The 14,283-nt window shown below is 61.7% G+C and carries 11 protein-coding genes and 2 pseudogenes; 9 read left to right on the forward strand and 4 right to left on the reverse strand.

Translation table 11 applies throughout. The features are described 5' to 3' along the window. Window positions 1-63: 63 nt before the first annotated feature. Complete coding sequence (locus H351_RS30530) at window positions 64-939, reverse strand: Gfo/Idh/MocA family protein (RefSeq protein ID WP_030003084.1); 876 nt, start codon at window positions 937-939, stop codon at window positions 64-66. A gap of 86 nt (window positions 940-1,025) precedes the next feature. After that, complete coding sequence (locus H351_RS30535; RefSeq protein ID WP_158510664.1) at window positions 1,026-2,519, reverse strand: APC family permease; 1,494 nt, start codon at window positions 2,517-2,519, stop codon at window positions 1,026-1,028. 251 nt (window positions 2,520-2,770) lie between these two features. Here H351_RS30535 and H351_RS30540 point away from each other — a divergent pair, with 251 nt between their 5' ends. From H351_RS30540 to H351_RS32715, 9 genes and pseudogenes are all read left to right on the forward strand, one after another. Beyond that, window positions 2,771-4,036, forward strand: coding sequence for an FAD-dependent oxidoreductase (locus H351_RS30540; RefSeq protein WP_081051259.1), 1,266 nt, complete (start codon window positions 2,771-2,773; stop codon window positions 4,034-4,036). Window positions 4,037-4,105: 69 nt separating this feature from the next. Further along, window positions 4,106-5,764, forward strand: coding sequence for a cytochrome P450 (locus H351_RS30545; protein WP_059016415.1), 1,659 nt, complete (start codon window positions 4,106-4,108; stop codon window positions 5,762-5,764). Between the two features lie 157 nt (window positions 5,765-5,921). Continuing rightward, window positions 5,922-7,481 (forward strand): NAD-dependent succinate-semialdehyde dehydrogenase, encoded by a 1,560-nt coding sequence (locus H351_RS30550; protein WP_081051287.1) that lies wholly within the window; start codon window positions 5,922-5,924, stop codon window positions 7,479-7,481. Window positions 7,482-7,550: 69 nt separating this feature from the next. Further along, the gene (locus H351_RS30555; protein WP_244891540.1) at window positions 7,551-8,252 is read left to right on the forward strand and encodes a TetR/AcrR family transcriptional regulator; all 702 of its coding nucleotides are present in this window, start codon (window positions 7,551-7,553) and stop codon (window positions 8,250-8,252) included. 153 nt (window positions 8,253-8,405) lie between these two features. Beyond that, on the forward strand, window positions 8,406-8,924 hold the full coding sequence (locus H351_RS30560) for a VOC family protein (RefSeq protein ID WP_158510665.1): 519 nt from the start codon (window positions 8,406-8,408) through the stop codon (window positions 8,922-8,924). Between the two features lie 225 nt (window positions 8,925-9,149). Then, window positions 9,150-10,292, forward strand: a complete 1,143-nt coding sequence (locus H351_RS30565) for an MFS transporter (RefSeq protein ID WP_030003077.1) — start codon at window positions 9,150-9,152, stop codon at window positions 10,290-10,292. Between the two features lie 144 nt (window positions 10,293-10,436). Further along, window positions 10,437-11,633 carry an NAD(P)-dependent malic enzyme gene (locus H351_RS30570; protein WP_030003076.1) on the forward strand — a complete coding sequence of 399 codons (1,197 nt, stop codon included), beginning with the start codon at window positions 10,437-10,439 and terminating at the stop codon, window positions 11,631-11,633. A 138-nt stretch (window positions 11,634-11,771) separates the two neighbouring features. Next, a pseudogene (locus tag H351_RS33030) lies at window positions 11,772-12,011 on the forward strand (transposase); the annotation flags it as partial. Between the two features lie 47 nt (window positions 12,012-12,058). Beyond that, window positions 12,059-13,220, forward strand: a pseudogene (locus H351_RS32715) (Mu transposase domain-containing protein); the annotation flags it as partial. A gap of 128 nt (window positions 13,221-13,348) precedes the next feature. Here H351_RS32715 and H351_RS31760 read toward each other — a convergent pair. After that, window positions 13,349-13,705, reverse strand: a complete 357-nt coding sequence (locus H351_RS31760; protein WP_081051261.1) for an integrase core domain-containing protein — start codon at window positions 13,703-13,705, stop codon at window positions 13,349-13,351. Between the two features lie 275 nt (window positions 13,706-13,980). Then, a complete protein-coding gene (locus H351_RS31765; RefSeq protein WP_244891552.1) occupies window positions 13,981-14,214 on the reverse strand; it encodes a helix-turn-helix domain-containing protein in 234 nt (77 codons plus the stop codon). Window positions 14,215-14,283 lie beyond the last annotated feature (69 nt).

Here is a 14,283-nt window from a genome sequence, read left to right on the forward strand (position 1 = left end):
CCGTCGTCCGGTGCCCGCGACGCCTCGCCGATCAGCGGAGAAGTCGCGAGCGGTGGGTCCACATCAGCGAGGCTGTGTGGCTTGCTCGAGCAACCGTTGGATGTAGAGCGCGCGGTGAACGTCCACTTCGTGGGAGACTCCGGACTTGACGACCTTGGCGAATTCGCGGCGAATCACGTTGGGTGCCTCCGGGTCTCCGTCCTTGCCGACGAACTCGCACTCGAGTTCACCCTGCTCGGTGTAGACCTTCACGCCGGCAACGTCCGCGACGACAGGGCTGGTCAATGACAGTGCGGCCTGACTGATCACGCCGTTCTCGTGTGTGGCCGTGAGGATGTACCAGCTCTGTGGGTCGCCTTCGCCTCGGACCTCGACGATGGGGCCGACAGCGGCGTCGAGGGTGTCGAGAACGTGGGGTCCGAGATCGAGGAGGCCGCCCTTTTCCACCCGCCACGGCGTGGCGAACGTTCCCCCTGGGAGTGCTGCCTGATTGATGTAGCTTCCGATGGCGCCGATCGGCTTCTGCGACCTGGCCTTTTCGAGAAATGTCCGGATTCGGGGGCTGAACCGGTTGGTGAACATCACCTGTGTGGCGACACCGGACTCGTCGATGGCCTGTGTGAGTTTTTCTGCTTGGGCCAGATCGACCCCGAGCGGTTTCTCAAGCAACATGGGCTTTCCTGCCGCTGCGGCCTGCGCCGCCAGTTCTGCCTGAATGAATGGGGGAACTGCGAAGACGAGCGCGTCGACCGAATCGAGTAGTGCTTCGAACGAGGGCGCTACGGTTCCGCCGAATTCGTCGGCGATTTCTTGTGCGGCCTCCGGGCGGCGTGCCCAGACTGCTGTCAGTTCGGTCTCCGGTCCCCCGGTGATCATCGGTGCGTGGAAGATTTTCGCCCACGGGCCGGCTCCGACCAGTCCGACTCTAACTGCTGACATTTCTCTTCCTCTTTCTGTTGCGGTGACAGTGGTCATGGGGCATTGGCCGTCGGCCCGAAAGTTGGGCGGAGTCCGATGTGGTCGAATCACCGCGTCTGTATGGGTGTCTCGCTGGTCGGATCGGTGTTCGCGTCATCGCCTTCTGCACGGCCGAGGCGAGCGTAGAGATCGGGTCGGTTGCGCTTCATGTATTGAGCCACACCGCAACCCGCGACGATGAACGCGATGGGGACCAGCAACAGCCACAGTTTTTCTCCGGGGGCACCGCCGACGAGTAGGTCGAATCGCACCAGGGCGAAGACGACGACGATGCCGAGGATCACGGCAGCGATCAGTGGCGCGATCGTTACGCGCCAGGCCGTCTCGGTCGCGGGGCGCCCGGTGCGGGCGAAGTATCGGAATACGGCAACGCTGACGAGCGCCATCAACGTCAGAACGCCGGCGGTTCCGAGACCGCTACCTGTGCCGATGATCATGGTCTCGTCCGAGATCAGCAGGGCGCCAAGGATCAGCAGCACAGCGATGACGGTCGAGTTCGCGAAGGACGCCCGGTATGGAGATTTGTGGGTCGGGTGTACACCGGCGAGATACGTCGGCAGCGCGTGGTCGGCGCCGAGGTTCTGCAAGTAGCGGGCGACGACGTTGTGGGTGGAGAGCACAGAGGCGAGTCCGGAGGTAGCCACGAGAACGAGGGTGATCGTGGCCAGGCTGCTGCTGACGTATGTCGCCATCGCGTTGTCGAACATGGTTGTGGGGTCATCCAAGGCGCGATCGGTCGCGCTGGGCCCGTAGGCGATGATCAGCGAGTATGCCGAGAGTGCGTAGAAGCCACCGATGAGAAAAACGGCGAGGTAGGTTGCGCGGGGAATCGTTTTGCGGGGGTCGCGCACTTCGTCGCGGTAGAGCGCGGTGGCTTCGAACCCGATGAAGTTACCGAATGCGAACAGTAGTGCAAGGCCGGTGCCGCTGTTGAAGAACTTCGTCGGGTCCAGCGGGGCCGCGGAGAGTCCGCTGTCTCCGCCTTTGGCGAGGACGAAGACGTTGAAGATGGCTACGAGGATGATTTCGAGGACCATGACGGCTCCCAGAACTTTCGCCGAGAGTTCGATCTGGAAATGTCCGAGGACGGTGATGAGGACCCAGCCCGCAGCTGTGCATGCCCACCAGGGGATGGAGGGGCCTCCTAGCGCTTCGACGGCGGCGGAGATCATGGTGCCAGAGAAGGTGTATATGCCGACGGTGATCAGCATGTAGGACACCGTGGCGAGGTATGCCCCGCCGACCCCGGGCGTTTTGCCCAGCCCGAGAGTGATGTAGGCGTAGAAGGCGCCGGGGCGGCGGATGTGTCTGGTCATGGTTGTGTACCCGACGGCGAAGATCGCCAGCCCGGCGGTGGCAATTACCCAAGCCAACGGGGCTGCCTCACCGACGAAGCCGATTGCAAAAGCGATGTAACCGGAGACGGTGACAATGGGCGCCGAGAAGGCGAGCACGCTCAGGACCAGTGATGTCGCGCCTAGATTGCCCGACAGGCGAGTTGCTGAGGGGTCACGCCCGGGGGTATTGGATGCTTCGGTCACGGTGGAATCCCTTGGAGGAGGAGGGGAACGAGTCACGCCGAGCGACTGTGTTGCGCAGATCACTTGTGCGATGGACGCCACACTACCTAACGTTCGTAAGCTATGGAAGACTTCGAGCGATATCGGTCACACAATGTTTACAAACTATAGTGAATCACACCATGACTCACGAACGGTAGTTAGGTAGGGTAGTGTGCGTCACATTGAGCCGGTTCGATCCGGTTACCACTTCCCGCTTACGAGGAGATGCAATGTCGTTCGACTCTGGTCCGCCGACCGCTGACAGGTCTCGGGACACCTCAACGCCGCAGCGGGCGACAGGCCACGTGGCAATCGTCGGGTGTGGCCCCTCAGGCTGCTACACCGCGTTGGCCCTACTAAGGGCGGCGCCCGATGTGCGCATCACCGTCTTCGATACCCGCCCCACCCCCTTCGGGCTGCTGCGATACGGCGTGGCGCCGGACCACCAGGGCATGAAGAACGTCAGCCGCCAATTCGATCGACTGTTCGCATCCGATCACGTCGAGTTCGTCGGCAACACCATTATCGGCCAGGACCTGTCTCTGGACGTGCTCGAAGAGAACTACGACGTTGTCGTCCTCGCGACCGGGCTGGCTGTCGATCGACCGTTGACTGTGCCCGTCGATCCAGACGCTCGGGTCTACGGCGCTGGCCAACTGCTGCGCTACCTCAACGGAGACCCTGACAGCATCCTGAGGCAATCGACACCGCCGTCTCTGGGCGAAGAGGTTCTCATCATTGGTACGGGGAACGTAGCGATGGATGTCGCCCGGCTGCTGTGCAAGGCAGACGACGGCTTCCGCAACTCCGACGTCGACGACGACGCGCGTGACGTCCTGCACACGGCAGGCCTGCGGCACCTGACGCTGCTCTCCCGCGGTCCACGAGACCGCGTCCGGTGGGACGGCTCCATGTTCGCCGAACTCTGCGCACTTCCTGGAGTCGCGGTGTATCTCGATGGTGACCTCGAGGACCGATCCACACTCTCCGCCGAGAGTGGCCGCGATATTCGCGTGGACGTTCGCTTTCGTGAGATTCCGGTCGGAATCGACGCCGACGGTCACCAGAGCGTCATACGTACGCGCTTCCACGACGAACTGGGCGCAGCGGATGACGGATCCGAAGCTTTTGTTCACCGTGCCGACACTGTCGTCACCGCCATGGGTTTCGTGGAGGAAACCGCATATGGTGACTGGGCAGGCCGAGAGGGTGTCGTCCGAGTAGGCGGATGCGGCAGTGGTTTCCTGGGAAACCTTGCCGAGAATCGAACCCTTGCCAAGGATGCCGCCCGCAACATTCTCGCCCGCCTGAGCAACAGCCCTGGCCACATCGGCCTCGACGGAGTGCGCCCGTACCTCCCGCCTGCATCCACCACTTTCAGTGATTGGGCTGCGGTCGACAGGGCTGAGGTCGACCGTGCCCGGCCTGACCGCGTTCGCCGCAAGTTCACCGCGTGGGCCGAGATGGCCGACGTCATAGCCGAATCCAAGAAATGACCACACGCGCGGGTGGCCTCACCGTCCGCGCGCACCCACTTATGCACCGACATACGAAAGGACACTGCCATGACAATGATCCACGTCTGGTATGGCACCGAATCCGGCAACGCAGAGATGGTCGGCGACGAAATAGTCGGCACCCTCACCAGCGCCGGCATCGATGCACGCCTGAGCGAGCTACGCGATCTCACTGCAGCCGACGTCGCCGATGCTCAACTCGCAGTCGTGATCACCTCCACCTACGGCGAAGGCGGGCTTCCGGCCACGACGGAGCCGTTCTATGAGACTCTGGCCGCTGAACGCCCTGATCTGCGCGGACTGCGCTTTGCTGCCTTCGGACTGGGGGACAGCAGCTACGAGAACTACAACAACGCAATCAAGACCGTGGCGAGCCTGCTGATCGAACTCGGCGCGACGCAAATCGGAACCACCGGCAAGCACGACGCCACTACCGGCCTCGATCCGGTGCAGGTCGCGCAGGACTGGGCGCACAACGACGCCCTCCCCATTCTCATTCCCGCTGTAGAAAGGCCCCCCGTGAGCGCGGCACCACCACACGAGGACCTCTTCCCCTGGAGCAACAAGGAATTTCAGGACAACCCGCACCCGTGGTATGACAAAGCCCGAGAGATGGGACCAGTCCATCAGACCGATGAACGCACGTTCGTCGTGCTCGGCTACGACGAAGCGATGAAGTTCGTCAAGGAGCCGAACATGAGCATCCGCGAACCGGACTGGGTCGAGGAAAACCCGTGGCTGGCCTTCGGTCACACCGTCCTCTCCCTCGACCCGCCGGAGCACACGCGCGCCCGCCGTCTGTTCTCCCGATGGTTCACCCCGAAGCTGATCAAGCAGTGGGTCGAGGCCACTCGTACGTCGATGAACGAAATCCTCGCGAACTACGAACCGGGACAAACCCTCGACGCACACTACGACCTGGGCGTACTTCCCACTCACACCACCATGGCGCAGGTCTTGGGCTTCCCCGACGGTGAAGTCGAACCCCTGTTCTGGGCATTGTGGAACGCCATGCTCATCCAGGCCACCGACCCGGCACCGGGAACCCGTGAAAAGTCCATCGAAAGCCTGGACTACATGTTCGACACCACCGCCGCCCTACTGAAGGAAAAGGAGGTTCACCCCGGCAACGGCCTCGCAGACGAGCTCCTCGCAGCAAGCAAACGCGGCGAGATCACCGAGCGTGAAGTACTCGAAAACATGGTGCTGTTCTACATGTCCGGAGCACCCAACCCCGCGTACCTCGTCGGCGCCGGTTTCGAAATCTTCGCAGAGCGCCCCGATGTCCTCGAGGACTACCGTGACAAGCCAGAAGTTCGGGAACGCATCGTCAACGAAATCGCCCGACTGAACCCTGTCGAACTCCTCCTCACACGCTTCCCGACTGAAGACGTCGAAATCGCCGGAACTGTCATCCCAGCCGGTTCGATGGTCAAGTTCCCCATCGGCGCGGTCAACCGCGATCCGGCAGTATTCGAGCACCCCCACGAATTCGATTACACCCGCCCTATCGAAACCAGCCGCAACCTCACCTTCGGCCTCGGAACACACAGCTGCGCAGGACAATTGATCGCTCGCGCTGAGATCGACGTCATCTTCACCATGGTCGCCGAACGATTCAGCAAAGTCACCTTGACCGACACGCCCACACGGGTGATCACCGATCGACTCGTCGCCTACGACAAGATGCCGATCACGTTGAGTTGACTCCACAACCGTGACCGGTGGCGGCGGCACCGCATCTGCGCGCCGCCACCGGTCGCTCCGCAGCGCGAAATGTACTGCGGCAGAGCCCCCGAGGGGGCTTCGAACCACCAAGAAATCTTCTCGACCGACTCTGGTGTATCACCTCGAAGGAATGGCCATGCCCTTGCACGTCACAAACGCTCCAGCTTCCGCATCTGCTCGCACCGGCTCGTTCGACGTCAACGACTGGAAAAGCGCGCTGCACACTGTGCCCACCGGTCTCTACATCGACGGATCGTGGCGTGAATCTTCCGACGGGTCCAGCATTGCGGTGGAGAACCCCGCAACGGGAGAGACCCTCACCGAAATCGCATCGGCAACCACCGAGGACGGCGCAGCCGCACTCGACGCCGCAGTTGCCGCCTCCGACGGCTGGGCGCACACACCCCCACGCTACCGCGGGGAACTGTTACGCCGAGCCTTTGAGGTGCTCACCGAACGCGCCGACTACTTCGCCACCTTGATCACCCTCGAGATGGGCAAACCACTCGCCCAAGCACGTGCCGAGGTCGCCTACGGAGCCGAGTTCTTTCGCTGGTACTCAGAAGAATCGGTGAGAATGGACGGCCGATGGGCAATCTCACCCGACGGCCGCACCCGCCTTCTCACCATGCGTCAGCCCGTCGGCCCCACCCTGATGATCACCCCGTGGAACTTCCCCCTCGCGATGGGAACACGCAAGATCGGACCTGCCATCGCGGCCGGCTGCACCATGGTCGTCAAACCAGCCTCGCAAACCCCACTGACCATGCTTGCTCTGGCAGCACTACTGGCCGAGGTGGGTGTGCCCGCCGGCGTGCTGAACGTGATACCCACCAAGACCAGCGGCAAAGTGATGACACCGTTGATCACCGACCCACGGCTTCGCAAACTAACCTTCACCGGATCCACCCCGGTCGGCAAGGACCTCATCAGACAATCCGCCGATCAGGTGCTTCGCGTCTCAATGGAACTCGGTGGTAACGCACCATTTCTCGTCTTCGAGGACGCCGACCTCGACGCCGCCGTCGAGGGCGCAATGCTCGCGAAGATGCGAAACATGGGCGAGGCATGCACCGCGGCCAATCGATTCCTGGTCCACCAGTCCGTCGCTGCGCAGTTCGCCCAACTACTGTCCGAGAAGATGAGTTCGGAGATACTCGGACAGGGCCTCGACGACGGAGTCACCGTCGGCCCCCTCATCGACGACAAGCAGCGCAGCAAGGTCGCCGAACTCGTCACCGACGCCACCGACCGAGGCGCGGAAATCACCACCGGAGGGCAGCGACTCGATGGACCCGGCTACTTTTACACGCCGACTGTTCTGAACAATGTTCAACCCGGAAGCGCATTGCTCAGAGAAGAAATCTTCGGTCCCGTTGCGCCCATCGCGACATTCACCGACGACGACGCCGCCATCACGCGCGCGAACGACACCGAATACGGCCTTGCTGCATACGCCTACACCTCCAGCAACGCACGCACCGTCAAGGTCGCCGAATCTCTCGATTTCGGCATGATCGGCATCAACCAGGGCATCATTTCGAACGCGGCGGCACCCTTCGGCGGGATGAAACACTCCGGGTTCGGACGCGAAGGCGGCGTCGAGGGAATCGACGAATACCTCGAAACCAAATACGTGGGCATCAATCCCACCGAGACCTCCACGTATCGCGTGCCGAGCAGAGACGCCCGATGACATGACCGGTCCTCGAATCGCGACAGGCGGCCGACCCCTCCGCGTCGAGCGGTGACTATGATCATGTCTGTGACGACCGTTCAGAGGGCATCGACGTACGGGGCAGCAATGCCCTCTGCTCCGGCCGACTCGTTCCGTCAACGCGCCCTCGCCGAGTTCACTCGGCAGTTCGACACCGCCCACCGCGACGACATGTCCCCCGCCAAGCGACGGGTCGTCGAAGCGTTCCTGAAGCTGTGCGTCATCCACGGCATGGACTCCGTCAGCATGCGCACTCTCGCAAAAGAACTGGACATCAAGGCACCCAGCATCTATACGCACTTCCCCGGCGGACGTGATGAGATCATCACCGAATCCCTCCGCTGGCATTTTCACCAGTTCTGCAGCGCGCTCGTCGATGCCGTCCTGCCCACCCAGGATGCGTTCGCGTTCTGGGATGCAATGGTGCGACTTCACTTCACCCGCCAGGTCCAGCTTCCCGAAAGCAACCTGTGGGATCTGATCGTCGCAACGGATCGGACGGCTCACGTTCTTCCCGAAGAACTGAGCAAGAAAGTCTCGCACTGGGTCGGGCTGTACGAATCGCTGTACATCGCGGCCGCTCGCGACATGGGCATCGAAGACACCGACCGCCGAGTAAAAGTGGTCAACACGCTCCTCGAAGGTTCCACACGATGGTTCGGCATGGACCACACCGCCGACGACATCGAGCGCGGAGCCGATCAAGCCGTGCTGATGTGCCGACAGATCCTCTCCCTGCCCATCACCTGACGCCGCCGTCACCCTTCCCGCGCAACAGTTTTCGAAGCATGGAAACTCTGCGCAGAACTCGGTAAAGCGCTATCATCAGATGGCTAACGAATGTTCGTTAGCCATCTCATGTCGCTACTCCCACACGCAAGCGGACGCCCGCCTGGAGGAACAATGATCAATGTCAAGCGAGCCTTCGACCACGTAGGGATGGCAGTTCCCGATCTCGAACAAGCCGTGGACTTTTTCGTCGACGCTCTCGGTTTCGATGTCGTGATCACCGCCGGCCCCTACGATGATTTCGGCTACATCTGGCCAGGTGAAACGTCACCCGAGTTAGGCACACTACGACAGGCGAACCTCGTTCTCGGTGATTCCTTCAACCTGGAACTGCTGGAGTACACGAACCGCACCGCAGAACTGCCGAGTGAGGCGCCGCGTCCTGCAGATCCTGGCGGATGGCACCTGTGCCTGCACGTCGACGACATCGCAACCGCCGGTGCAGAACTGGTCGCCCGCGACGACACGGAATCGATCTCGAAGATCATCCGCGAAGAGGACGACATGGACGGCCTCCAGTGGGCGTACTTCCGCACGGACTGGGGCCTCGTCCTCGAACTCATCCAATGGCACCCCGGAATGCCCTACGAGCGCAAAACCCCACACCGTATGGCGCTCCCGCGTTGGGCCTGACACCTAGTTTCGCTCCCAAAGTCACCCTAGTTCCGTAGCGTCCCTGTGCCGTTGACGATTCGTCGTGTCACAGCTTGGACCGTCATACGACGGGACCTCTTGTCGTGTGGCTCTCGCCGAGGCAACGCACCATTACCTAGGAACCGCTGAACCGCTATGAGCACACCTACCACCCAAACCGACCGGTCACTCACACGAGAACGTTTTGCAGTCTGTGCAGTTTTCGTGGCATTCGGTTTGGTACTCGGCACCTGGGCAGCCCAGCTACCGGCTGTCAAAGCCGCGATCGGCGCCTCGACCTCAGGCATGGGCGCTATCTTGTTCATCCTCGGTCTCGGTGCGTTCCTCGGCATGCAAGCCAGCGGTTATGCCGTCGACCGGTGGGGAAGCGCCCGCATCGCTACCGTCGGTGCCGCAGCCATGGCGCTCGCCCTGTTGCCCCCACTACTTCTGACCTCATGGCCTGCTGTTGCCGGGACAGCGCTCCTTCTCGGTATCGCGGTAGGCATCAGCGAGGTCGGAATGAACGCCGCAGCGGTGGAGGTGGAACGCGACTATCAGCGCCCGATCATGGCGTCGTTTCACGGGATGTTCTCGATCGGAAATGTCATCGGTGCACTCTTCGGTGCCGCAGCTTTCTCCCTGGGGATCGGCAGCGTCGCCACAGCGGTGACCATCACGGTCATCTCCCTGATTCTGGCTTCGGCCGCCGCGCCGACCTTGATCCGCAGACGCACCTCTCATCCCGCAGCACCGCCCGAACCAGAGCACGCCGGCGCGGAGTCGAAGACGGGTATACCGAAGTCACGACCGCGCGGCCGACTGGCCCTCCTGGGGATTCTGGCATTCCTTCTGCTCTTGACCGAGGGCTCGGCGATGGACTGGAGCAGCCTGCACGCTCAAGAGCACCTTGGGGGTTCATCGAGCTCCGGCGCACTTGCCTTGGCCTGTTTCGTATCCGCAATGACTGCCGGCAGATTCACCGTCGATCGAGTAGCCGCACGCATAGGGCCGGTTCACGTGTTACGTGGGGGCGCGATTCTCGCAGTCGCTGGGTTGGTCATCGTCGTTCTCTCACCGATGTTGGCAGTGACATGCCTGGGATGGGTAGTCCTCGGCCTGGGGTTATCCGGTTGTGTACCGCAAGTGTTCACCGCCGCCGGGAACCTCCCTGGATCATCAGGCAAGGAACTTTCACGAGTAGTCGGCGCTGGATACCTCGCAGTCCTCGCTGGTCCGGCCCTTGTCGGGTGGATGGCGGACTTTATCGGACTGAACAATGCGTTCATATTGCCGATGATCGCGATGGTGGTCTGTGTCTGCGCAGCCCATGTGCTCGCACCTCGCAAGCCTGCCGTAGCCGCCTAGACCCGGCTTACTGCCTGTCATCGAGGAAGACGTCAAAAGACAGCGACTTGCCGTGCCCTCGACTTCACCGACGCCAAAAGTCTGTTCCAGACCGCGATATTAAAAGACTCACGTCCTCCAACTGCAACCATGTCAGGAGACTTCATGACAATCACGACCTCCTCAACCACCGCCATCACAGACAGTGAAATATTCTCCGGACACCTCGGCGGTAAGTTGTCGGTCGAACTGACCACGCCTCTCACGACGCAACGCGATTTGTCCATCGCGTACACACCTGGTGTGGCACAGGTTAGTCGAGCGATCGCCCAGGACGCTCTCCTGGCTAAGCAGTACACGTGGACCGACCGTCTCGTCGCAGTAATATCCGACGGTTCGGCCGTGCTTGGTCTCGGCGATGTCGGCCCGCGCGCGTCGCTGCCCGTCATGGAAGGCAAAGCAGCACTGTTCAAGAACTTTGCCGACCTCAACGCCATCCCCATCGTCCTCGATACCCAGAACGTCGACGAGATTGTCGACACCATCGTGCGTCTTCGGCACAGCTTCGGTGCTGTGAACCTCGAAGACATCTCGGCGCCACGCTGCTTTGAGATCGAGAATCGTGTTATCGAAGCACTCGATTGTCCGGTGATGCACGACGATCAGCACGGAACAGCCATCGTCGTTCTCGCTGCCCTCAACGGTGCAGCGAAGTTTCAGGGCCGCAGCACTTCCCGTCTGAAGATCGTCATCTCGGGCGCTGGCGCAGCTGGCGTCGCCTGCGCGAACATCCTGCTGCTGGCCGGAATCCCTGACGTGGTGGTGCTCGATTCGAAGGGCATAGTCTCGGTGAGCCGAACCGACTTGAATACGGTCAAAGTCGATCTCGCCGCACGGACCAACCCTCGCTTGCTGGTTGGCGGTGCGGCTCAAGCTCTAGCCGGTGCTGACGTTTTCATCGGTGTGTCTGCCGGTAAGATCGACGAGAGCTACATCGAGTCGATGGCGCCGAATGCGATCGTGTTCGCGCTGTCGAATCCCGACCCGGAGATCCACCCCGAGCGGGCGTCGCAATACGCTGCCATCGTCGCTACAGGGCGAAGCGACTTTCCGAATCAAATCAACAACGTGCTCGCCTTTCCCGGCGTGTTCAAAGGCGCACTCGATGCCGGAGCATCTCGAATTACTGAAGGGATGAAACTCGCTGCCGCCGAGGCGATCCTCGCGGTTCTCGGCGACGAGCTGGCCGCGGACAAAATCGTCCCCAGCCCACTCGACCCTCGCGTGGCCCCGACCGTTGCAAACGCCGTTGCAGCAGCGGCGCGAGCGGAAGGCGCTGGCACAGCGCGTAAAGGGAGCTGAGATAGCGGCGCGCGGGTGATGGTCGCGTTCCCGCGCATTCACTTTCTAGACGGAGCGTCTACGTTGACCAGTGAACAGTGCAACTCGGTCAGGGTGTTATCTCCGTCGACGCGCGGTTCCAGGGATTGGCCTCACGGAATGAGGCGTGCCGGACAGGGTAAGGTGAAATTCTCCCGCTCTCCGGAAACTTTAGAACCAGGTTCGATCGTGGAGACCGGCAGTGGACGTCGTCGTGAAACAATTGAGTATGCACCGGAGCTGCGTGAGCGCGCGGTGCGGTTGTATCGGGAGTCGGAACCGAAGCCGGAACTCCGCTGGCTGGCCGAGCAGTTGAACGTGCATCTCGACGTATTGCGGAACTGGATCCGGCGGGACCAGGCTTATCACGGGGAGCGCGACGATCTGGCGAGCATGGCGATGCTCAGAGAGAACCGGCGCTGGCCCAGAACAACGCGAAGTTGCGGCGGGCACCGAGGAGCTGCGGGCGGCGAGAACATATGTCGCCGCCGAGACCGACCCGCCCCGATGGAGTCGAGCCACAGATCCGGCAACTGCTGTCCGAGTATCCGCGGATGCCGGCGACGGTGATCGCCGAACGGATCGGCTGGGAACATTCGCTGACCACGCTCAAGGATCGGGTGCGGCAGATTCGGCTGGAGTGCCAGGGAATCGACCCCGCCGACCGAATCACTTACGAGCCGGGTCAACTCACCAATGCGTTCTCTGGATCCCGTTCGCAGCCGGGCAGGAACAAATCTTGCCTGTGCTGGTGATGTCGTTTGGCGTTCTCACGGTTCGCGACCGCGACGATGATTCCGTCGAGGTAGAGCGGGGACATTCTCTCGGGTAGTCGGACCTCGATCTCGCAGGTCGGTCGAGTGACCAAAACGCTGTTGTGGGATGGGGAATCGGCGATCGGCGGCACTGGAAAGGTGACCACTCCGGCGGTGGCGTTCGCGGGAACATTGGCCACGTAGATCAAGCTCGCTCCACCGCGGGACCCCGAGTGCAGGGGCATGGTCGAACGGCACAACGGTTACCTCGAGACTTCGTTTCTGCCTGGCCGCCGGTTCGCTTCCCCCGACGATTTCAACGACCAACTCGAACGCGCCAACTCTCGGATGGTGCGCTCGACCGGGGGCCGCCCGATCGGTCTGCTCGACACGGACTATTCGGCGATGCTTCCGCTGCCGCCGGTGAACCCGCCGCATCGGGCTGCACCACCGAATCCGTTTGGCCCGTGACTATTACGTCAGGATGGACGCAGTCGACTACTCCGTCGACTCACGAGTGGTTGGCAGGTTCGTCGACGTCGCCGCATCGCCGAACGAGGTGGTGGTCGCCTGTGAGGGACAGGTCGTCGCCTCGCACCGGCGGTCTTGGGCGAAACATGCCGTGGTCACCCATCCGGCTCACGTCCAGGCGGCCGCGTAGTTGCGGCAACAGTTCACCGCCGACCAGCGACGCCGCCGTGACGCCGACCGTCACCATCGCGACGGGTGCCGGGTCGCCTTGCGTGCTCTGCTTGACTGCGACGCCCTCTTCGGGGTCGATTTCTCCACTCCCACAACGAAAGTGAGAACGTAAGAGGTTACATCCACCAATTCGAAGACCGCAACACCAACCAAGCCGGCAGGGCCATCCGATGGGTTGCCGTCGATGATCGCCTACCTCACCCGTGTACTGAAAACCCCGACGATGGGAGTGGCAGGTCATCAATACTCGGACCACCGTGTCTTAGAGCCACGTTCTGATTGATGTCGGTCGATCTCGCAGCCCACGGTCTGGTGCGTGTGGGTGCATTGTGCTGCGTACTCAGCCGGGGTGAGGTAGCCCAGCGATGAGTGCCGATGCCGGTTGTTGTGGTCGTTTTTGAAGTCTTCGATCACGACTCTTGCTTCGAGGAGGCCGGTCCAGTGATTGCGGTTGAGACATTCCTTCCGAAGCCTATTGTTGAACGACTCGATGTGTCCGTTGTTCCATGGTGCGCCCGGCGGAATGTAAGAGATTCCGATCCGATCGCGGGAGAACTGTTGCAGCACATGCAAAATGAACTCGGGTACGTTGTCCATTCGCAGCACCCAGTGGCGGACCGCCCCACAACGCAAACGGCTTGTCCAACTCCTCGGTCAATCGCTGCGCGGTGATCGACCGCTCCACGATGTTGAGCACCGACAATCTCGTGTGTTCGTCGATCATCGATGCAAAACTTGATCGCTTTCCCGTCGACGGTCGAGTCGAACTGAAAGTCGATTGCCCACACCACTTTCGGAGCGTCTGCCTCGATCTGTGGAGTCGAACTGACGCCCGTCCGTTGGCGCGGATGGTAGATCCGAACCTGCAGACCTTACTCCTTCAACAGCCGGTGCACCTTCTTCTTGTTCACGGACAGGCTCAGATCGTGGCGCAGATGCGCCCAGGCGCGACGAAACCCGTGCAATGGATGCTCGCGTGCATATTTCCGCAGCGTCGCCCTCAGATCGGCGTCAGGGTCCGCAGGTGTCTGGGCGATCGGAGTTCGCCAGTAGGTGGAGCGGGCAATCCCAAATAATTTGCGCGCCAGACATTTCGACATGTCCATCGTGGTCACGAGCGCGTTACGACTTCGAACGCGTCACCGCATCTCGCTGTACATCAGGGATGGATTGGG

Origin of the sequence: Rhodococcus erythropolis R138 (genome assembly GCF_000696675.2) — a bacterium.
GTDB lineage: Bacteria > Actinomycetota > Actinomycetes > Mycobacteriales > Mycobacteriaceae > Rhodococcus_F > Rhodococcus_F erythropolis.

Excerpts from the sequence above, each read along its gene's own strand:
- H351_RS30570 (WP_030003076.1), top strand. The coding sequence starts at position 10,437 with ATGACAATCACGACCTCCTCAACCACCGCCATCACAGACAGTGAAATA.
- H351_RS31760 (WP_081051261.1), bottom strand. The coding sequence starts at position 13,705 with ATGGACAACGTACCCGAGTTCATTTTGCATGTGCTGCAACAGTTCTCC.
- H351_RS30540 (WP_081051259.1), top strand. The coding sequence starts at position 2,771 with ATGTCGTTCGACTCTGGTCCGCCGACCGCTGACAGGTCTCGGGACACC.
- H351_RS30545 (WP_059016415.1), top strand. The coding sequence starts at position 4,106 with ATGACAATGATCCACGTCTGGTATGGCACCGAATCCGGCAACGCAGAG.
- H351_RS30550 (WP_081051287.1), top strand. The coding sequence starts at position 5,922 with ATGCCCTTGCACGTCACAAACGCTCCAGCTTCCGCATCTGCTCGCACC.
- H351_RS30560 (WP_158510665.1), top strand. The coding sequence starts at position 8,406 with ATGATCAATGTCAAGCGAGCCTTCGACCACGTAGGGATGGCAGTTCCC.
- H351_RS31765 (WP_244891552.1), bottom strand. The coding sequence starts at position 14,214 with ATGGACATGTCGAAATGTCTGGCGCGCAAATTATTTGGGATTGCCCGC.
- H351_RS30530 (WP_030003084.1), bottom strand. The coding sequence starts at position 939 with ATGTCAGCAGTTAGAGTCGGACTGGTCGGAGCCGGCCCGTGGGCGAAA.